The organism is Bacillus sp. UNC125MFCrub1.1, from assembly GCF_000701305.1.
Lineage (GTDB): Bacteria > Bacillota > Bacilli > Bacillales > Bacillaceae > Bacillus > Bacillus altitudinis.
Map to the genome: position 1 here is coordinate 156,021 of NZ_JNIG01000012.1, position 21,679 is coordinate 177,699.

Here is a 21,679-nt window from a genome sequence, read left to right on the forward strand (position 1 = left end):
AGTATGAACGAGCGGAAAAGAAAGAACATTTGTTTCTCACCGCATCGCGTTTTATAATGAAAGAATGAATTTAGACGAAAGGAGTGGATTAAGCATGTCCTATGTTCATCTTCAGGTCCACAGTGGATACAGCTTGTTGAGCAGTGCAGCGAAGGTCAAAGAGCTCGTATTAAAGGCGAAAGAACTTGGCTATCAAGCGCTCGCTCTTACGGATGACCATGTGATGTATGGAACGGTTGAATTTTATAAGGAATGTAAAACACATGGCATCAAGCCGATTATTGGTTTAACAGCTTCTGTCTTCATAGATGAACAAGAGACAGAGGCTTATCCTTTGATCCTCCTTGCCAAAAACAATGAAGGCTATCAAAACTTGATCAAAATTAGCAGTGTCTTGAAATCAAAGTCAAAAACCGGCTTGAAAGAGAAATGGCTGAAAGCCTATCATCATGGCCTTATTGCCATCACACCAGGCGTATCCGGCTATATTGAAACGCTGCTGCAACATGATCAGCTAGATGAAGCAAGGGATGCGGCCAGCCATTTAAAAGATCTTTTTGGTGAGGAACATGTGTATTTAGCCGTTCAGCCGTTTCAGCAGGACGAAGAGCTGTCTCATAAGCTAAGGGAACTCTCAAAAAGGGCGAACATCCCGCTTGTGGCAACAGGTGACGTCCACTATATACATCAAGAGGACAAAACCGCATATACATGTTTAAAGGCCATTAAAGCAGGCCAGCAGTTATCAGAAATAGAGGAAGACCAAGCAGACAAGCATTTCAGATCGATCGAAGAAATGACGCAGTGGTATGGTGATGATCCAGAATTGCTGGCAAGAACGGTTGAGATTGCAAACCGCTGTGAGGTCGATTTAAATCTTGGTCAGACGAAACTGCCAACTTATCCGACGCCTGATCAATCAACAGCTGATCAGTTTTTACGAAGAGTGTGCCAAGAAGGCATGAAACGAAGACAGATTGCTTCAAATGACACATATATCAAAAGGCTTGAGTATGAGCTGAGCATCATTCAAAAAATGAATTTCAGTGACTATTTCCTCATTGTGTGGGATTTTATGAAGTATGCTCATGATCATGGCATAGTCACAGGTCCTGGCCGGGGATCAGCAGCAGGCTCTTTAGTTGCGTATGTTCTGTTTATTACAGATGTCGATCCGATCCGTCACGGGCTTTTATTTGAGCGTTTTTTAAATCCTGAACGAATCAGCATGCCGGATATAGATATCGATTTTCCTGACACGAGAAGGGATGAAATCATTTCATATGTAAAAGACAAATATGGGGATATGCATGTGGCGCAAATTGTCACGTTTGGAACACTTGCCGCAAAGGCAGCTTTAAGAGATGTCGGACGTGTGATGGGAATTGATTCAAAAGCAGCAGACCGCCTTGCAAAACTCATCCCATCAAAGCCAGGGACGACACTGAAAGAAGCGGTGACAGTCTCCTCAGAATTAAAAACACTGCTCCAGCAATCTGAAGAGCTGCAAAGAGTGTTTCAAACCGCTTTAAAGGTAGAAGGATTACCAAGACATACGTCAACACATGCAGCCGGCGTTGTTCTAAGTGAGGAGCCGCTCACACAAGTCGTGCCTATTCAAGAAGGCCATGATGGAGTGTATTTGACGCAATATGCGATGAATTATTTAGAAGATCTCGGTCTTTTAAAAATGGATTTTTTAGGTTTGAGAAACTTAACATTAATTGAATCCATTAAAAACCAGATTGAAAGACAGGAAAACGTCCACATTAACTTTAGTGACATTTCATATGAAGATCAGAAAACGTTTGATTTGTTATCAGCGGGAGATACAACGGGGATTTTCCAGCTCGAATCACAAGGTATGCGTCAGGTGCTGAGACGACTGAAACCTTCTAGTCTAGAAGATATCGTGGCAGTCAATGCCTTATACCGCCCGGGTCCGATGGAGAATATCCCGCTCTTTATCGACCGAAAGCATGGCAGAGTGAAAGTCTCCTATCCGCATCCAGATTTGTATGACATCTTAAAGGATACATATGGGGTCATCGTCTATCAGGAGCAAATCATGCTGATTGCAGCAAAGATGGCAGGCTTTAAGCTGGGCGAGGCTGATTTACTAAGAAGAGCCGTTTCGAAGAAAGATAAAAAGGTGCTTGATGAAGAGCGAAGCCATTTTGTTGAAGGATGCCTAAAAAAGGAGTATCCTGTTAACATTGCAAATGACGTTTATGACCTAATCGTCAAATTTGCAAACTATGGTTTTAATAGAAGCCATGCTGTTGCATATAGCATGATCGGCTTTCAGCTTGCTTATTTAAAAGCGCATTATCCGTTATATTTTATGTGCGGTCTTTTAACGAGTGTGATTGGAAATGAAGACAAAGTGGCTCAATATTTCTATGAGGCAAAGGAAAAAGGGATATCTGTGTTGAAGCCTTCTATTAATAAGAGCGAATTTCCATTCACGGTTGAAAAAGGGGAGATCCGCTACAGCTTAAGAGCGATCAAAAATGTCGGAGTGTCAGCTGTAAAGGATATATACAGAGCAAGACAGGAAAAGCCATTTGAAGATTTATTTGATTTTTGTGCAAGGGTATCAACAAAGAGTGTCAACCGAAAAACGATTGAAGCCCTCATTTTCTCAGGGGCAATGGATGAGCTTCATCCAAATCGTGCTTCGTTATTAGCATCGATAGATATTGCGTTAGACCATGTGTCATTTTTAACACCTGAGGATCAGCTGGACTTTCTTGGGGATACAACGTTCTCCATTAAGCCAAAATATGCAGAGATAGACGAACTGCCGCTTGTTGATCTCCTGCAATTTGAAAAAGAAGCACTCGGGTTATATTTATCAAATCACCCTGTACAAGCGTATCGAGATCGTTTGAGAGAGAATGGTGCAGTGGAAATCATCAGACTTTCTTCCTATATAAAGCGAAAGATCTCAATGGGTGGTCTTTTGACAAAGGTGAAATCGATTCGGACAAAAAATGGACAATCGATGGCATTTGTCACATTCGGGGATGAAACGGGAGAAATGGAAGGTGTCGTCTTTCCAGAGCAATTTAGAAAGCTGTCCCCCTTACTTGAGGAGGGCGCAATGCTTTATGTTGAAGGCAGAATAGATGTCAGAAATGAGAGCAGTCAAATCATCGTGCAAGAAGCTGTTCTACTGGAAGAGATGGGCTCTAAAAGAAAAGAATCTGTCTACATTCGAGTCAAAGAAGAGAACCATACGCAGGAACTGCTAGAACAAGTGAAGCGAGTGATCTCCATGCACAGCGGAGAAGCAGATGTCTATTTGTATTATGAAAAGCAAAAAAAGACGATGAGACTTCCAGATGCATACAAAGTTCATGCAGATCATGCGGTCATTTTCCAGTTAAAAGAGCTGCTAGGTGAACAAAACGTTGTGATTAAATGATGACAAATCGTCTGAATATGTTTTACAATTTCACCTATTGTGTTATCATTTTAAAGATTCTGTGTATTTAAACTGCCAAGTATGTGCTTATCAACTTAGCAATTCATTAAATCATTTTCCACTTGAAGGAGTGTTCATCACATGTCATTAAGAGAAGAAGCATTACATATGCACAAAGAGAATCAAGGCAAACTCGAATCAAAATCAAAGGTACAAGTGAAAAATGCGAAAGACTTGAGCTTGGCTTACTCACCAGGTGTGGCAGAGCCATGTAAAGATATTTATGACGACACAAGCAAAGTGTATGATTATACAATGAAAGGCAATATGGTTGCTGTTGTCACAGACGGAAGTGCTGTGTTAGGGCTTGGAAACATTGGGGCTGAAGCATCTCTTCCAGTAATGGAAGGAAAAGCTGTCTTATTCAAAAGCTTTGCAGGTGTTGATGCATTCCCAATCGCACTTGCAACAAACGATGTAGACAAAATCGTTGAAACAGTGAAGCTTCTTGAGCCGACATTTGGCGGCGTGAATCTTGAAGATATTGCAGCACCAAACTGCTTTATCATTGAAGAGCGTTTGAAAAAAGAGACAAACATTCCTGTTTTCCACGATGATCAGCACGGGACAGCGATTGTAACAGTGGCAGGACTTGTGAATGCACTGAAGCTGTCTGGAAAATCAATGTCTTCAATTAAAGTGGTTGCAAACGGCGCTGGAGCAGCAGGAATTGCGATTATCAAACTTCTTTATCATTTCGGTGTACGTGATATCATCATGTGTGATACAAAAGGCGCTATTTATGAAGGCCGTCCGAATGGTATGAATGCAGTGAAAAATGAAGTAGCTAAATTCACGAACCAAGATCGTAAAGAAGGTTCTTTAGAAGAAGTGATTGAAGGCGCAGATGTCTTTATCGGCGTTTCAGTAGCAGGTGCTTTAACTAAAGAAATGGTTGGAAAAATGGCAAAAGATCCTGTCATCTTCGCAATGGCGAATCCAAACCCAGAGATCATGCCAGAAGATGCACATGCAGCAGGTGCAAGTGTTGTAGGAACTGGCCGTTCTGACTTCCCGAACCAAGTGAACAACGTCCTTGCATTCCCTGGTATTTTCCGCGGGGCGCTTGATGTACGTGCGACACACATTAACGAAGAAATGAAAATTGCAGCTGTTGAAGCGATTGCTTCCCTTGTATCAGATGAAGAATTGTCAGCGGAATACGTTATCCCTGCACCATTTGATGCACGAGTAGCGCCAGCGGTAGCCAAAGCAGTGGCAAAAGCAGCAATGGAAACGGGCGTTTCAAGAATCAAAGTAGACCCAGAAGCTGTTGCAGAAAAAACAAGAAAATTAACGATTATCGGCGAGTAATCGAAATGGGAAAGTGTGCACGTTCTTTCTGAAATTGGAGGAAAAACGTGCACCATTTCCTCTCTTATACGAAATTTTTTTCATCCTAAATGAGATTTTTTTGTAGACGTTCACAATTCACATATACCAACTACTCAGCGCCCCAAACCTATACTCATTTCTCATCAATTCCCCACTGAAAAAATTGAATGAAGGATGACAGCGTTTGACAAAAAAAGTACAATAGTTTCGGTACAGTTATGACATGTCCTATAATAGTGGATGTGCGTGTAAAGAAAAAACCCTTCAAAAAGGGAGGTAGTCATTTGTCAATCAAGAATATTTTCAGTAAAAAGAAAAAATATGCATCTGTACCCTCTGAACAGGCAAGTCAAGATGTGCCTGAAGGCATCATGACCAAATGTCCGCAATGTAAAAAAATAATGCTCACCAAAGAACTAGATAAAAATTTACGTGTTTGCATGAATTGCGGCAGACATTTGCAAATGAATGCAAAACAACGTATTGAAAGCCTTGTAGACGAAGGCACATTTGAAGAATTTAACGGTCACCTCATTTCTGAGAATCCGCTCGGTTTCCCAGGCTACGAAGAAAAGCTTCAGAAAGACAGAGAAAAAACATCTTTGAATGAAGCCATCGTAACAGGAAAAGGTGAAATTAAAGGTCAAAGTGCTGTCATTGCTGTCATGGATGCCACGTTCCGTATGGGCAGCATGGGCTCAGTCGTTGGTGAAAAGATTACATTAGCTATTGAGAAAGCAAAAGCGGACAAGGTGCCATTTATCATCTTCACTGCATCTGGAGGAGCAAGAATGCAAGAGGGGATTCTTAGTCTAATGCAGATGGCAAAAACAAGTTCAGCATTAAAGCTGTTCAGCGAGGATCAAGGTCTGATTATCTCTGTGATGACCAATCCGACAACTGGTGGTGTATCAGCTAGTTTTGCGTCTCTCGGTGATTACAACTTTGCTGAGCCTGGTGCATTAATTGGTTTTGCTGGTCGCAGAATCATTGAACAAACCATTCGTGAAGACCTACCAGAGGACTTCCAAACGGCTGAATTTTTAATGAAGCATGGTCAGCTAGATGCTGTGATTCACCGTGCAGAAATGAAAGAAACATTAGGCCAAATCTTAGCATTACACAGCACAGGAGGTGAACGAGAGTGGCTGGAGAACTAGAATTTGAAAAACCTGTCATTGAACTTCGAGCGAAAATTGATGAATTGAAAAAGTTCACACAAAACTCAGAGATGGATTTAAGTGCGGAAATTGAGCGTCTTGAAACGCGTCTGAGTAAGCTTGAAACAGACATTTATACAAATTTAAAGCCTTGGGACAGAGTACAAATTGCTCGTCATGCGATGCGCCCAACAACTCTCGATTACATTCAAGAGCTGTTTGATCACTTTTTCGAATGTCACGGTGACCGTTTTTATGGCGACGATGAAGCCATCGTTGGAGGAATTGCCACGTTTAAAGGACTTCCTGTCACAGTCATTGGTCATCAGCGCGGAAAAGACACAAAAGAAAACTTGCGCCGTAATTTCGGGATGCCGCATCCAGAAGGTTACCGTAAAGCATTGCGCTTGATGAAACAAGCAGATAAATTTAATCGTCCAATCATTTGCTTTATTGATACAAAAGGAGCTTATCCTGGTAAAGCAGCTGAAGAACGCGGGCAAAGTGAAGCAATTGCGAAAAACCTTTTCGAAATGGCAGGACTTCGTGTACCGGTTGTCTGTATTGTCATTGGAGAAGGCGGAAGTGGCGGAGCACTAGGCTTAGGCGTAGGAAACCACCTATTTATGCTAGAGAACTCAACATATTCAGTGATTTCACCTGAAGGTGCAGCAGCACTGCTCTGGAAGGACTCATCACTTGCGAAAAAAGCTGCAGAATCAATGAAAATTACCGCTCCAGACCTAAAAGAATTAGATATTATAGATGATGTTATTAAAGAAGTGCAAGGTGGAGCACACCGAGACGTGAAACAACAAGCAGCCTACATTGAAAAAACATTAAAACAGTCACTTACATCTTTGCTCAAACAATCGCCTGAAGAATTAGTCGAACAAAGATATCAAAAATACAAAGCAATCGGCAAAGTATCGATTGAAAATCAATATATTGGGGTAAACTAAATAAACGTACAGCCTTTTGGCTGGCGTTTATTTTTTTCGTCTTTTTTCATCAAAACGATCTGATGTAAGCGCTATTTGAAAATAATTTTCTTTTGTTTTCATAAAATTTGAAACGTCTGAAAACGTTGATTTGACAAGGTTTAGAGCACTTGAATTAACTGTTTTTTGAACAAAGTGCTTTCATGACTTTCTTAACTTTTGTTTAAAAACATTTTATTTAATTGTATAATAAGTACGGTTTTAGAAATTCGTATTGAAAACATCCGGTTTTGCTCATGATTGTTTTCAAGCAGTGGAAATGGTATGTTTAATTCATATATGGTCTCTGAGGTGAAAAAGATGAAGCGTATAGGAGTTTTAACGAGCGGTGGGGATTCCCCAGGAATGAATGCAGCTGTGCGCGCAGTTGTAAGGAAAGCAATTTACCATAATGTAGAAGTTTACGGTATTTATAATGGATATTCAGGTCTAATTAACGGTAAAATTGAGAAACTCGAAATAGGTTCAGTAGGCGATATCATTCATCGCGGGGGAACAAAACTTTACACGGCAAGATGTCCTGAATTCAAGACAGTTGAAGGTCGTGAAAAAGGGATTGAGAACTTAAAAAAATTCGGTATTGAAGGACTTGTTGTCATCGGTGGAGATGGCTCATTCATGGGAGCGAAGAAATTAACAGAGCTCGGTTTTCCATGTGTAGGTGTCCCTGGCACGATTGACAATGACATTCCTGGTACTGATTTCACTATTGGCTTTGATACAGCACTAAATACAGTCATTGATGCCATTGATAAAATTCGTGATACAGCCACATCTCATGAACGTACATACGTAGTGGAAGTAATGGGAAGACATGCAGGGGATATTGCCCTTTGGTCAGGTCTTGCAGGCGGAGCTGAATCGATTTTGATTCCTGAAGCAGACTATGACATGGACGAAATTATTGCCAGATTGAGAAGAGGACATGAGCGCGGCAAGAAGCACAGTATCATCATCGTCGCAGAAGGCGTAGGCAGCGGTGTCGAATTTGGTAAGAGAATTGAAGAGGAGACAAGCCTTGAAACGCGTGTATCTGTCTTAGGACATATTCAGCGTGGAGGTTCTCCAAGTGCGTTTGACCGAGTGCTCGCAAGTCGCTTAGGAGCGTATGCAGTAGAACTTCTTCTTGAAGGAAGAGGCGGACGCTGTGTAGGCATTCAAAGCAACGAACTCGTTCATCACGATATTTTAGACATCTTAGATAAAAAGCATACAGTCGATCAAAATATGTACCGACTTTCACAAGAGCTCTCTATATAAAACGAGAAGACCTTAGGAGGAACAGTAATGAGAAAGACAAAAATCGTTTGTACAATCGGTCCAGCAAGTGAAAGCATTGAAAAGCTGACTGAATTGATTGAAGCAGGAATGAATGTAGCCAGACTAAACTTCTCTCATGGAGATTTTGAAGAGCATGGTGCACGTATTGAAAACATTCGCAAAGCAGGTAAAACTTTAGGCAAGGACATTGCGATCCTTCTTGATACAAAAGGTCCAGAGATCCGTACACGTACAGTTGAAAACGGCTCAATTGAGTTAGTTGCTGGTGCTGATCTTATCGTGAGTATGGAAGACATTGTGGGAAACACTGAAAAAATCAGTGTGACGTACGAAGATTTAATTCATGATGTAGAAGTGGGCTCAACCATTTTATTAGATGATGGTCTGATTGGTCTAGAAGTAAAAGAATTAAATAAGGACCGAAAAGAAATCGTCACAAAAGTGATGAATACAGGTACACTGAAAAACAAAAAAGGTGTCAACGTACCAGGTGTGAGTGTGAACTTGCCGGGTATTACAGAAAAGGATGCCAATGATATTCTGTTTGGAATTGAACAAGGTGTCGATTTCATCGCAGCTTCTTTTGTAAGACGAGCTTCTGATGTTCTTGAGATTCGTGAGCTGCTTGAAAAGAACAACGCAGCTGACATTCAAATCATTCCGAAGATTGAAAACCAAGAGGGCGTTGATAACATCGATGAAATCCTTGAGGTATCAGATGGACTGATGGTCGCGCGTGGAGATCTTGGTGTAGAGATTCCGGCAGAAGAAGTACCACTTGTTCAAAAAATGCTAATCAAAAAATGCAACCGTTTAGGCAAGCCTGTCATCACAGCAACTCAAATGCTGGATAGCATGCAGCGTAACCCGCGTCCAACTCGTGCAGAAGCAAGTGATGTGGCAAATGCTATTTTTGATGGTACAGATGCGATCATGCTATCTGGTGAAACAGCAGCAGGAACATATCCAGTTGAAGCTGTGCAAACGATGCACAACATTGCCTCACGTTCAGAGGAAGCACTTAACTATAAAGCGATCCTTTCTCGCAGAAGCGAAGAAGTAGAAGTCAGCATTACAGATGCGATCGGTCAATCTGTTGCGCACACAGCTATGAAGCTTGATGTGGCGGCAATTGTGACACCTACTGAGAGCGGTCATACAGCGAGAATGATTTCAAAATATAGACCAAAAGCACCAATCGTAGCAGTCACAGCAAACGAATCAGTGGCAAGAAAACTTTCACTCGTATTCGGTGTATTTGCAAAGAGCGGTTCAAAAACGACATCTACTGATGAAATGCTTGAGAATGCAGTAGAAAAGTCAATTGAAACAGGCTATGTAAGACATGGTGATTTAATCGTGATTACAGCTGGTGTGCCAGTTGGTGAAACAGGTACAACCAACTTAATGAAAGTGTATGTTGTCGGTGACATCATTGCGAAGGGTCAAGGAATTGGCCGCAAATCTGCATTTGGACCGGTTGTTATTGCACAAAGCGGAAAAGAAGCAGAGGAAAAAATGTACGATGGTGCGATTCTTGTCGCAAACTGCACAGATCGTGACATGATGGGTGCTTTAGAAAAAGCATCTGCACTTATCACGGAAGAAGGCGGTTTAACAAGCCATGCAGCAGTCGTTGGGCTTAGTCTTGGTATTCCAGTCATTGTCGGTCTTGACAGTGCCACAACACTTCTAAAAGAAGGCGAAGAGATTACAGTAGATCCAGCACGCGGAGCGATCTACAAAGGCCGTGCAAGCGTCCTTTAAATCACACACGAGGGGAGTTGTCTGACTCCTCTCTTTTTTTATGTTACACTAAAAAAAGTAAACAGCTTTCGATGAAAGAGACCCCATGAGGTGATATGGCTTGAAAAAATATTTTCTACTATTATTGATTCTGTTCCCAGCAGTGGAAATTAGTTTATTTTTAATCTCAAGTAACATCATTGGTATTTTACCAACGATGCTAGTCATTGTGCTAACAAGCGCATTAGGTGCTTACTTTGCAAGAAAACAAGGAATAGAGGCATTTCAGAAAGTGCAGCGAGATTTACAATATGGCAAAATGCCAGGGGCCACCATTGTCGATGGCTTCTGCATTCTGATCGGTGGTTTGCTGCTGCTCATACCTGGATTCCTTTCTGATCTGATTGGTGCTGTGTTGCTCATTCCCATGACAAGAAAACGGATCAAACCGCTCTTTGAGCGCTGGCTTAGAAACATGTCCAATCGCAAACGCTATACGATTATACGCTAAAGAGACCTTCGCATCAGGTCTCTTTTACTTTTGCGCACCATACCGAATGTACTGATAAAGGTCTCTGAAAACCCCTGCATTACGAAACGCCTGCCAAACGACAAGAGAAGCGGGACCGAGTGCAAGTCCAAGAAAACCAAAGCATTTTAACCCGACAAACAATGCCACAAGTGTTGCTAAAGGATTAAGACCGATTGATTTACTTAAGACTTTTGGCTCTGATATTTGTCTTTGAATGAGCACCACAATATACAAAATGCCCAGTCCAATGGCGAGTGAAAGATTTCCTGTCATGGCGGAGTAAATGATCCACGGAAGAAAAACGGTGCCACTCCCGATGTAAGGAAGTAAATCAACTAGACCAATACATAGAGCGATCACAATCGCATGTTCGACCTTTAAGATGAAAAGCCCAATCAGCACGATCCCAATGGTCATGGCAACAAGGAGAAGCTGGGCCTTCATAAAGCCAGAAATGGCTTTTTTGATTTCAGATAAAATGGCACGTGTATGAAGCATCCATTTGGCGGGAAAGATACGAGAACCATATTTTTTTAACGTAAACCAATCTTTTGTGATAAAAAAAGTCGCTAGTGCGGAAAATAAAAGCGTCGCTGCTGCATCAGGCAAAAGACCTAAAAAAGCTGGAATGAATTCAAGAGTTTTTGAAAGGAAAGTCCCGATTTTTGCCGCTGCTTCGTCACCAAGTGCTTGGATTTGTCCTAAAATCGATTCCTTTTGACCTGCTTGAAGAGTATTAAATTGAGCAGTCAAATCATGATATAAAGGCAAAATCTGATCTGTGAAAAAACGTTCCACGATCCCAATCATTTGGTCAAGATGACCTGGAAGTACCTTTGCTAAATAAGCACTTCCTGAAATGATTTCCGCTACTAAAAGTGTCATGAATCCGGCTGCTACCACTAAAAAGAGTAATAGCACAATGATGACAACAAAACCTCTTGGCATCCCGGTCATGTTTTCGATTTTGCATACGGCTGGATGAATCAAACACGACACGGCAAATGCAATCCAAAATGGATATAAAAACGGAAAAGACTGATATAAAAAAACAACCGCACAAACGGCGATGCTGAAAATCATCAAACTTCGCAAAAAAATGCCCACATAAGTGTGATTCACACAATCCCCTCCAAAAAACAAGCATGTCCGATACTTCATTTTATTCAAAAAGATTAGTAATATGAAAAGGTCGCAATAAAAAGAAAGAAAGGAGCGGCGTATGTTTACTCAAGCAAATTTGTTTTTGGTTCTTTTACTCGTTATTGCACTTATTGCAAAAAACAATTCGTTAATTTTAGCGGTCTCTGTGCTGATTGCCATTAAGCTGATTGGCCTGGATCAAAAAATATTCCCGGTTCTGCAATCAAAAGGTATCAATTGGGGTGTGACGGTCATCACGATCGCTGTGCTGGTCCCGATTGCAACAGGTGACATTGGATTTAAGCAGCTTGGAGAAGCGATGAAATCTTCCTATGCTTGGATAGCTCTTGGAGCGGGTATATTGGTAGCATTAATTGCAAAAAACGGTATTGTGCTACTCGAAAACGATCCGCATATCACAGCAGCCCTTGTATTTGGTACGATTTTGGCAGTCAGTTTATTCAAAGGTGTGGCTGTTGGCCCGCTGATTGGTGCTGGAATTGCCTATTTAGCGATGCAAGCAGTGAAATTTTTCAGCGGTTAAAAAGAGAGTGGCACATGCCACTTTCTTTTGATATTTTTTCTGACGTGAGCTTTTGCAAAAAAACATAATTAAATATATTAAAAGAAGCAAAATCCCTTTATTCCATGCCCGAACCGGAAGGCTGGAAAAAAAAATATCAAAAAAAATTATAGTTAAACATTTAACAAATGTCTGATTATTGTTTATAATGGGAATAGGCTTAATTTTGAACTCATTGATCAAACACGAGATATGAGGCTAAAAGCGCTCTAACCGTATAGGTAAATGTAAGCATTTTCTTTTCTAAACCTGCCAGCCTATTTTGGTTGGATAGCGCTTTCAAAAAGCGAGAATTTTGCAACGAAGGGGAATCTTTTTAAAAAGGGGAGATTGAACATGACAGCAACAAGAGGTCTTGAAGGTATCGTGGCAACAACTTCATCCGTAAGCTCAATTATTGATGATACTCTTACTTATGTAGGGTACAATATCGATGATTTAACTGAAAAAGCGACTTTCGAAGAAATTGTCTACCTGTTATGGCACTTAAAGCTGCCGAATGAGCAGGAGCTAAGCGAGTTAAAGCAGCAGCTCAATGAAAATGCTCATATTCCGCAAGAGATCATTGAGCACTTTAAATCTTATTCGCTGGATGGGGTTCATCCAATGTCTGCGATTCGTACAGCGGTATCCTTATTAGGTTTGCTTGATGACGAATCAGAGATTATGGACAAAGAAGCGAATTACAGAAAAGCCATTCGCTTACAAGCGAAAATTTCTGGACTTGTCGCTGCATTTTCACGCATTCGAAAGGGACTTGAGCCTGTACAGCCAAAAGAAGAATACAGCTATGCTGCAAACTTCTTATATATGCTAAACGGCGAAGAGCCTTCACCAGTAGAAATTGAAGCGATTGATAAAGCGCTCATTCTACATGCGGATCACGAATTAAACGCATCGACATTTACAGCACGTGTATGTGTTGCTACACTATCAGATATCTACTCTGGTGTAACAGCAGCTATCGGCGCATTGAAAGGACCACTTCATGGCGGCGCGAATGAAGGCGTAATGAAGATGCTCTCAGAAATTGGCGAAGTTGAAAACGTAGATTCCTATATTCATGGTAAGCTAGAGAAGAAAGAGAAAATTATGGGCTTTGGCCACCGCGTTTACCGCCAGGGTGACCCGCGTGCAAAACATTTAAAAGAAATGAGCCAGCGCTTAACAAATCTCACAGGCGAGCCAAAATGGTATGAAATGTCTGTACGCGCAGAGGAAATCGTGACATCAGAGAAAAATCTTCCACCAAATGTTGATTTTTATTCTGCTTCTGTCTATCACAGTCTTGGGATTGATCATGACTTGTTTACACCAATTTTCGTGATCAGCCGATTCTCTGGATGGATTGCTCACATTTTAGAGCAATATGACAACAACCGTCTGATCCGTCCAAGAGCTGACTATATTGGACCTGATCTTCAAACGTTTGTTCCGATCAGTGAAAGAGACTAATGTTTATAGAATAGCGGAGGCTGATCCATCTAAACCAATCAGCCTCCATATCAACAAAAAACGAATCACGTGAAAAACTTCTTGGCTTGCAGACATCAAGCTTGGAAGTTTCAAATATTCACTACATAACCTGGGAGGTAATATCATTGTCACAAGGCGAAAAAATTACAGTTACTGGCGGCGTATTGAATGTACCAAATAATCCAATTATCCCGTTTATCGAAGGGGACGGAATCGGTCCTGACATTTGGAAAGCAGCATCAAGAGTTCTTGAAGCAGCTGTAGAAAAAGCATATAAAGGTGAAAAGCAAATCACTTGGAAAGAAGTATATGCAGGTGAAAAAGCTTATAATAAAACGGGCGAGTGGCTTCCAGAGCAAACACTTGAAGACATTCGTGAATATTTAATCGCGATCAAAGGACCACTGACAACACCAATTGGCGGAGGAATTCGTTCATTGAACGTGGCACTAAGACAAGAGCTTGATTTATTCACATGCTTACGTCCAGTTCGCTGGTTCCAAGGCGTACCATCTCCTGTGAAACGTCCAGAAGACACAGACATGGTCATCTTCCGTGAAAACACTGAAGATATCTATGCAGGAATCGAGTATGCAAAAGGATCAGACGAAGTGAAGAAGTTAATCGACTTCTTGAAAAACGAATTAGGTGTGAATAAAATCCGTTTCCCAGAAACATCAGGTATCGGAATCAAACCAGTTTCTGAAGAAGGAACATCTCGTCTTGTCAGAGCAGCGATCCAATATGCGATTGACCAAGGCCGTAAATCTGTGACACTTGTTCACAAAGGAAACATCATGAAATTTACAGAAGGAGCCTTCAAAAACTGGGGCTACGAAGTGGCTGAAAAAGAGTTTGGCGACAAAGTCTTTACATGGGCACAATATGATCGTATTGTAGAACAAGATGGAAAAGATGCGGCAAACAAAGCGCAAAGTGAAGCAGAAGCTGCTGGCAAAATCATTGTCAAAGACAGCATTGCAGATATTTTCCTTCAACAAATTTTAACTCGTCCAGCTGAGTTCGATGTTGTCGCAACAATGAACTTAAACGGAGACTACATCTCTGATGCACTTGCAGCACAAGTTGGTGGAATTGGTATCGCACCTGGTGCAAATATCAACTACGAAACAGGACACGCTATTTTTGAAGCGACTCACGGAACAGCACCGAAATATGCTGGTCTTGATAAAGTGAATCCATCTTCTGTTCTTCTATCAGGCGTGCTTTTACTTGAGCACCTTGGATGGCAAGAAGCTGCTGATCTAGTGATTCAATCTGTTGAAAAAACAATTGCATCTAAAGTCGTCACGTACGATTTTGCTAGATTAATGGACGGTGCAACAGAAGTGAAATGTTCTGAGTTTGCTGACGAGCTCATCAAAAACTTGTCTTGATTCTTAAACTTTAAAGTTAAAGGGGAAAAAGGAAATGGCAAACAAGCGTAAAAAAGTATCTGTCATCGGAGCAGGCTTTACTGGAGCAACTACAGCATTTCTAACAGCTCAAAAAGAATTAGCGGATGTCGTATTAGTGGATATCCCTCAGCTTGAGAACCCGACAAAAGGGAAAGCACTTGACATGCTGGAAGCAAGTCCTGTTCAAGGCTTCGATGCGAATATTACAGGAACTTCTAACTACGAAGATACAGCCGGTTCTGATGTCGTGGTCATTACGGCAGGAATTGCAAGAAAGCCGGGAATGAGCCGTGACGACCTCGTGTCAACAAATGAAAAAATCATGCGCAGTGTGACACGTGAAATCGTTAAATATTCTCCAGAAGCGATCATTGTTGTGTTAACAAACCCTGTTGATGCAATGACATATGCAGTTTATAAAGAATCAGGATTACCAAAAGAAAAAGTCATCGGACAATCAGGAATTCTTGATACAGCACGTTTCCGTACGTTCGTTGCTCAAGAATTAAACCTATCTGTGAAAGATGTGACGGGCTTTGTTCTTGGCGGACATGGGGACGACATGGTTCCTCTTGTACGTTACTCTTATGCAGGCGGTATCCCGCTGGAAACATTAATTCCTAAAGAGCGAATTGATGCAATTGTTGAAAGAACAAGAAAAGGCGGCGGTGAAATCGTCAACCTATTAGGTAACGGTAGTGCGTATTATGCACCTGCTGCTTCACTCGTTGAAATGGTTGAGGCGATCTTAAAAGATCAACGCCGCGTCATGCCGACGATTGCATACCTTGAAGGTGAATATGGCTACGAAGGCATTTACCTTGGAGTTCCAACAATCGTAGGTGGAAACGGCCTTGAGCAGATCATCGAGCTTGAGCTGACAGAAGAAGAAAGAAGTCAGCTTGACCGTTCTGTTGAATCTGTAAAGAACGTCATGAAAGTATTGTCTTAATATGAATAAAAAAGAAGGCTTCTCGTATGAGGAGTCTTCTTTTTGTTTACAAAGCCAATCTTGTCGAAATTTTAAATTGTTCTCTTGTTAAGCTTTCGTTAAAATGAAAGAGAAAGCATGACTTCTCGCTTTTCACATAAGATACAAAAAAACGGATGTAGGGGAAATCACTAATTGGAGGCACAACATGAATAAAAAAATATTAGTTGTGGATGATGAAGAATCAATTGTAACACTTCTAAGCTATAACCTTGAAAGGGCGGGCTACGATGTCGTCACAGCAAGAGACGGAGAAGAAGCGCTTGAAAAAGCAGCAAGTGAACAGCCTGATCTGATTGTGCTTGATTTAATGCTTCCAAAAATGGACGGCATTGAAGTGTGCAAACAACTGAGAATTCAAAAAATGATGTTCCCTATTTTAATGCTGACAGCAAAGGACGATGAATTTGATAAGGTGCTCGGTCTTGAACTTGGAGCCGATGATTACATGACAAAACCTTTCAGTCCTAGAGAAGTGGGTGCTCGGGTAAAAGCCATTTTGAGAAGAGCACAGCAATCTCAGCCGACTCCAGTGCAAGAAGAGAAGGAAGAGATCATTGCAGACCAAATCAAAATTGGAGACCTGCGCATTTTACCTGAACATTACGAAGTCTATTTCCAAGAAGAACGTCTAGAGCTTACGCCAAAGGAATTTGAACTGCTTCTTTATTTGGCTAAGCATAAAGGCCGTGTCCTTACGCGTGATCTATTGTTAAGTGCGGTTTGGAATTATGACTTTGCAGGTGATACTCGTATTGTGGATGTGCATATCAGCCACTTGCGGGACAAAATTGAAAAGAACACAAAAAAACCAACATATATTAAAACCATTCGAGGCTTAGGCTACAAATTGGAGGAGCCAAAGCCAAATGAGTAAAGTGAGAACCCGCCTTTTTTCTGGGCTCATTTTTCTCTTGTTTATTGTGTTTGTTGCGCTTGGTCTTTTCTTGGATCATATGTTTCATATTTTCTATGAAACAAAATTAACCGAACGAATGGAAAAGGAATCGAGTTTTCTCCTTTCTTCTATGAATGTTGAAGATTTGAATGCGGAGCAAAACAAGAAGATTCTCAATCAAGCAAAGCAACATCTCGATATGAATGCGTCGATTGTGGACGTGAAGGGGAATATCATACATACAACGGGTCAAGCAGAACAAAGGGCTGTCATTTTAAACACACTGAAAAGTGAGCAGCTCCAAACAAAAGGAACGTTCATTGAGGATGAGAAGGATGCGCTGTTTCATTATGCAGTCCCAATGATGAAACAAAACGAACCGGCGGGATATTTATTTCTTCATGCTTCATTCCAGCCTTTGAATGAGATTGATGGTCAGCTCTGGCTTGCATTAGCCTTTTGTCTTGGTTCAGCCATTATTATCATCGTCTTTTTTGGCTATCGCATGTCGATGAAGTATGTAAAGCCGATTGATTATGCCACAAAGGTGGCCAAACAGCTTGAACGAGGGAACTATGATACAAATAACTATGAAGAGCTGATCATTGAAACAAGTGAACTCAATACATCAATGAAGCGTCTGGCAGAAAGTCTTCAAGACATGACAAGCGCTGGCGAAATGCAGCGAGATCGTCTGCAAACAGTCATTGAAAACATTGGAGCGGGGATTATTTTGATTGATAAAATGGGCTATATTCACTTAGTCAATCGAACATTCCGCAAGCAATTCAAAGTGCAAAAACATATTTACATGCACAAGCTGTATCATGAAGCCTTTACCCATGAAGAGATTATTGAGTTAATAGACGAAATTTTCATGACAGAAACCAAGGTCCGAAAGTTTTTACGTCTCGCTGTTGACATCGAGCGCCGTTATTTCCAAGTCGATGGTGTCCCGATCTTAAGTACAGACGATGAATGGAAAGGGATTGTTCTTGTCTTTCATGATGTGACAGAAACAAAGCAGCTAGAACAGATGCGAAAAGACTTTGTCGCTAACGTGTCACATGAATTAAAGACACCGATCACATCAATTAAAGGCTTTTCTGAAACACTTCTGGATGGTGCCATTGACGATAAAGAAGCGCTGACACAATTTTTGTCCATCATCCTAAAAGAGAGTATTCGTTTAGAAACGCTCATCCAAGACTTACTTGATCTCTCGAAAATTGAACAGCAGCATTTTAAGCTGAATATTCAAGAAGCCAATGCGACAGAAATCATTCAAGAGATTGAAGTACTGCTAAAACAAAAGGCTGCTGAAAAAGGCATTGACCTACAAGTGCGTGTCCCGAAAGAGCCGGTCTATGTCATGGCAGATCCGCTGAGATTAAAACAAATTTTCCTCAACCTGATCAATAATGCCCTCACCTATACACCAGAGGGAGGAAGTGTCACGATCACAGCAAGACAGAGGAAAGACAGCTATGAATTTGATGTAGCAGATACAGGGATCGGTATGAAAAAGAGTGAGATTCCAAGAATATTCGAGAGGTTTTATCGAATTGATAAAGATAGAAGTAGAAACTCAGGCGGTACAGGGCTTGGTCTTGCCATTGTCAAACACCTTGTCGAAGCACATGAAGGAACGATTTCTGTTCATAGCAAACAAGGCAAAGGGACGACGTTTACCGTTAGTTTAAAGTCAAAATAGAGAAGAATGGAAAGTGGCGTTAAAATTTACATGATCTTTACAATGAATTCATGTTTTGTTAATCAATCATTGGTAGGATGAATAGGAACCCCTTCATCCAAGGAGCCAATTTTGGAAGGACGAAAACACTTGTTGTTTTCGTCCCTTTTTTATGCAGGCTCGTCTATTTTCTTTTCAAAATAAACTTTGATAAAATGAACATACAATGTGCGAAAGAGACGGCTGAGCCGGCTCAGTCGATGGAGGATTAAAAGATGACAGATCAAAAGAAATTAGTACTTGTGGATGGAAACAGTCTCGCTTATCGAGCCTTTTTTGCTTTGCCGCTATTATCCAATGATAAAGGCGTACATACAAATGCCATTTATGGCTTTGCGATGATCTTAATGAAGATGCTGGAAGACGAGAAGCCGACTCATATGCTCGTAGCATTTGATGCGGGTAAAACCACCTTCCGTCACGAGACCTTTAAGGAATATAAAGGCGGAAGACAAAAAACTCCGCCAGAACTATCAGAACAAATGCCGTTCATCCGTGAGCTATTAGATGCTTATCAAGTGAAAAGGTACGAGCTTCCGCAATACGAGGCAGATGACATTATCGGCACACTGGCTGTAGAGGCAGAAAAGGACGGCTTTGAGGTCAAAATCTTCTCAGGAGATAAAGACTTAACGCAGCTTTCAACAGACCATACAACAGTAGCCATTACGAAAAAAGGGATCACAGAAGTAGAATATTACACACCGGCCCATATTGAAGAGAAATACGGCCTCAGACCAGATCAAATCATCGACATGAAAGGGCTGATGGGAGACTCATCAGACAATATCCCAGGCGTGCCTGGTGTCGGTGAAAAAACAGCGATTAAATTACTAAAGCAGTTTGAAAGCCTTGAAAATCTGCTTGATCATATTGACGAAGTCAGCGGGAAAAAGCTAAAAGAAAAGCTTGAAGAATATAAAGAACAAGCGGTGATGAGTAAAAAGCTGGCGACGATTCTCGTAGAAGCACCAATAGATGTGTCAAGCAAAGAGCTCGCCTATGAAGGTCCTCACATGGAGCAGGTCATCTCGCTTTATAAAGAACTGGGCTTTCAAACGCTGCTAGAGCGTTTAGGAGAAGCGCCAGAATCAGATGAACCGGTAGAAATAGACGAACTAGACGTGAAGAAAATGACAGATGTCACGGAGGACATGCTGACAGATCACGCTGCACTTGTGGTAGAACAGCTAGGAGACAATTATCACGAAGCCGATTTGATAGGGTTTGCGATCCATAATGAGAACGGTGCATTTTTTATGACAAAAGAAGATGCTCTGCAATCTGAAGCGTTTAAACAATGGGTACAGGATGAAACGAAGAAGAAATGGGTCTTTGATTCCAAAAGAGCGGTTGTTGCGCTCAGATGGCATGATGTTGATCTTAAAGGTGTCGATAACGATGTCCTGCTCGCTTCCTATGTGGTCAATCCGCAGAAATCCTATGAGGACGTTGCAAGTGTGGCGAAGGAATATGGCCTGAACATAGCCCTTTCCGATGAAAAAGTTTACGGCAAAGGAGCGAAACAGGCGATTCCACCTGAAGAAGAGCTAAAAGACCATCTTGGAAGAAAAGCAGCAGCGATCTCTGCGCTGCATGATTTGACCCTTGAAGCGTTAGAAAAAAATGATCAGCATGAGCTGTATGAAGATTTAGAGTTGCCACTTGCCCTCATCTTAGGTGAAATGGAATCTCTTGGAGTAAAAGTGGATGTTGAACGTCTTCAGAAAATGGGTGAAGAACTCACGAAGAAGCTGAAGGAATATGAAGAAACCATTCATCGGTTAGCAGGAGAAACATTTAACATCAATTCACCGAAGCAACTTGGTGTGATTTTATTTGAAAAATTAGGACTGCCGGTTATCAAAAAGACCAAAACAGGCTACTCTACGTCTGCGGATGTCCTTGAAAAGCTTGAAGACAAGCACGAAATTATTCGGTCCATTCTGCATTACCGTCAAATAGGAAAGCTGCAATCTACTTATGTAGAAGGCTTAATGAAAGTGACGCGCAAAGATACGCATAAAGTGCACACAAGATTTAATCAGGCACTTACACAAACAGGAAGACTAAGCTCAACAGACCCAAACCTTCAAAACATCCCGATTCGTTTAGAAGAAGGCCGAAAAATTCGTCAAGCGTTCGTTCCATCAAAAGAAGGCTGGCTCATGTTTGCAGCTGACTATTCTCAAATTGAGCTGCGTGTACTCGCGCACATTTCTCAAGATGAGAACTTGATTGAAGCCTTTACTCAAGATATGGATATTCACACGAAAACAGCCATGGATGTGTTCCATGTCTCAGAAGAAGAAGTGACTTCCTCTATGAGGAGACAGGCAAAAGCTGTCAACTTTGGAATCGTATATGGAATTAGTGATTATGGACTGTCTCAAAACCTTGGGATTACAAGAAAAGATGCAGCGGCCTTCATTGAACGTTATTTAACAAGCTTTAAAGGCGTGAAAACCTATATGGAGGACATCGTGCAGGAAGCAAAACAAAAAGGGTATGTGACCACGCTTCTTAAACGCAGACGATATATCCCAGATATCACAAGCCGTAATTTTAATGTGAAAAGTTTTGCGGAAAGAACGGCAATGAACACACCGATCCAAGGCAGTGCTGCCGATATCATCAAAAAAGCGATGATTGATATGGCACGAAAGTTAAAAGAAGAGAATCTGCAGGCAAATCTGTTATTGCAAGTGCACGATGAACTGATCTTTGAAGCGCCAAAAGAAGAAATCGCCATATTAGAAAAAATCGTCCCTGAAGTCATGGAAAGCGCACTTCAGCTCGATGTGCCGCTAAAAGTCGATTTCGCTTCAGGTCCATCTTGGTACGACGCAAAATAAAGAATAAAGAGAGAAAA

15 protein-coding genes are annotated in these 21,679 nt (G+C 41.3%); 14 read left to right on the forward strand and 1 reads right to left on the reverse strand.

Features of this window, described 5'->3' with window-relative positions; all coding sequences use genetic code 11:
- Nucleotides 1-94 precede the first annotated feature (94 nt).
- From dnaE to N521_RS10195, 7 genes are all read left to right on the forward strand, one after another.
- Nucleotides 95-3,430 carry a DNA polymerase III subunit alpha gene (dnaE, locus tag N521_RS10165; protein WP_035391154.1) on the forward strand — a complete coding sequence of 1,112 codons (3,336 nt, stop codon included), beginning with the start codon at nucleotides 95-97 and terminating at the stop codon, nucleotides 3,428-3,430.
- Between the two features lie 141 nt (nucleotides 3,431-3,571).
- Nucleotides 3,572-4,804 carry an NADP-dependent malic enzyme gene (locus tag N521_RS10170; protein ID WP_007501712.1) on the forward strand — a complete coding sequence of 411 codons (1,233 nt, stop codon included), beginning with the start codon at nucleotides 3,572-3,574 and terminating at the stop codon, nucleotides 4,802-4,804.
- Between the two features lie 305 nt (nucleotides 4,805-5,109).
- Nucleotides 5,110-5,985, forward strand: a complete 876-nt coding sequence (gene accD, locus N521_RS10175) for an acetyl-CoA carboxylase, carboxyltransferase subunit beta (RefSeq protein WP_008346077.1) — start codon at nucleotides 5,110-5,112, stop codon at nucleotides 5,983-5,985.
- Complete coding sequence (gene accA / locus N521_RS10180) at nucleotides 5,970-6,947, forward strand: acetyl-CoA carboxylase carboxyl transferase subunit alpha (RefSeq protein WP_017358272.1); 978 nt, start codon at nucleotides 5,970-5,972, stop codon at nucleotides 6,945-6,947. The genes accD and accA overlap by 16 nt, the downstream gene beginning before the upstream one ends.
- 339 nt (nucleotides 6,948-7,286) lie before the next feature.
- Nucleotides 7,287-8,246, forward strand: coding sequence for a 6-phosphofructokinase (gene pfkA / locus N521_RS10185; protein WP_017358271.1), 960 nt, complete (start codon nucleotides 7,287-7,289; stop codon nucleotides 8,244-8,246).
- Nucleotides 8,247-8,273: 27 nt separating this feature from the next.
- Nucleotides 8,274-10,034: a pyruvate kinase gene (gene pyk, locus N521_RS10190; RefSeq protein WP_008346071.1), complete on the forward strand. Its 1,761-nt coding sequence runs from the start codon at nucleotides 8,274-8,276 to the stop codon at nucleotides 10,032-10,034.
- Between the two features lie 100 nt (nucleotides 10,035-10,134).
- Complete coding sequence (locus N521_RS10195) at nucleotides 10,135-10,524, forward strand: FxsA family protein (RefSeq protein ID WP_007501703.1); 390 nt, start codon at nucleotides 10,135-10,137, stop codon at nucleotides 10,522-10,524.
- A gap of 24 nt (nucleotides 10,525-10,548) precedes the next feature.
- On the opposite strand, the gene ytvI is transcribed toward N521_RS10195, so the two are convergent.
- The gene (gene ytvI / locus N521_RS10200) at nucleotides 10,549-11,667 is read right to left on the reverse strand and encodes a sporulation integral membrane protein YtvI (RefSeq protein WP_017358270.1); all 1,119 of its coding nucleotides are present in this window, start codon (nucleotides 11,665-11,667) and stop codon (nucleotides 10,549-10,551) included.
- A gap of 100 nt (nucleotides 11,668-11,767) precedes the next feature.
- Here ytvI and N521_RS10205 point away from each other — a divergent pair, with 100 nt between their 5' ends.
- The 7 genes from N521_RS10205 (at nucleotide 11,768) to polA (ending at nucleotide 21,662) form a co-directional block, all read left to right on the forward strand.
- The gene (locus N521_RS10205) at nucleotides 11,768-12,232 is read left to right on the forward strand and encodes a DUF441 domain-containing protein (RefSeq protein ID WP_007501699.1); all 465 of its coding nucleotides are present in this window, start codon (nucleotides 11,768-11,770) and stop codon (nucleotides 12,230-12,232) included.
- Nucleotides 12,233-12,607: 375 nt separating this feature from the next.
- Nucleotides 12,608-13,726 carry a citrate synthase gene (gene citZ, locus N521_RS10210; protein ID WP_008346063.1) on the forward strand — a complete coding sequence of 373 codons (1,119 nt, stop codon included), beginning with the start codon at nucleotides 12,608-12,610 and terminating at the stop codon, nucleotides 13,724-13,726.
- A 146-nt stretch (nucleotides 13,727-13,872) separates the two neighbouring features.
- Nucleotides 13,873-15,144: an NADP-dependent isocitrate dehydrogenase gene (gene icd / locus N521_RS10215; protein WP_008346060.1), complete on the forward strand. Its 1,272-nt coding sequence runs from the start codon at nucleotides 13,873-13,875 to the stop codon at nucleotides 15,142-15,144.
- Nucleotides 15,145-15,178: 34 nt separating this feature from the next.
- Nucleotides 15,179-16,117: a malate dehydrogenase gene (mdh, locus tag N521_RS10220; protein WP_007501693.1), complete on the forward strand. Its 939-nt coding sequence runs from the start codon at nucleotides 15,179-15,181 to the stop codon at nucleotides 16,115-16,117.
- 187 nt (nucleotides 16,118-16,304) lie between these two features.
- Nucleotides 16,305-17,033: a response regulator transcription factor gene (locus N521_RS10225; RefSeq protein WP_035391157.1), complete on the forward strand. Its 729-nt coding sequence runs from the start codon at nucleotides 16,305-16,307 to the stop codon at nucleotides 17,031-17,033.
- Complete coding sequence (gene pnpS / locus N521_RS10230; RefSeq protein WP_017358268.1) at nucleotides 17,026-18,768, forward strand: two-component system histidine kinase PnpS; 1,743 nt, start codon at nucleotides 17,026-17,028, stop codon at nucleotides 18,766-18,768. The genes N521_RS10225 and pnpS overlap by 8 nt, the downstream gene beginning before the upstream one ends.
- A gap of 254 nt (nucleotides 18,769-19,022) precedes the next feature.
- The gene (gene polA / locus N521_RS10235) at nucleotides 19,023-21,662 is read left to right on the forward strand and encodes a DNA polymerase I (protein WP_025207770.1); all 2,640 of its coding nucleotides are present in this window, start codon (nucleotides 19,023-19,025) and stop codon (nucleotides 21,660-21,662) included.
- The last annotated feature ends 17 nt before the right edge of the window (nucleotides 21,663-21,679 follow it).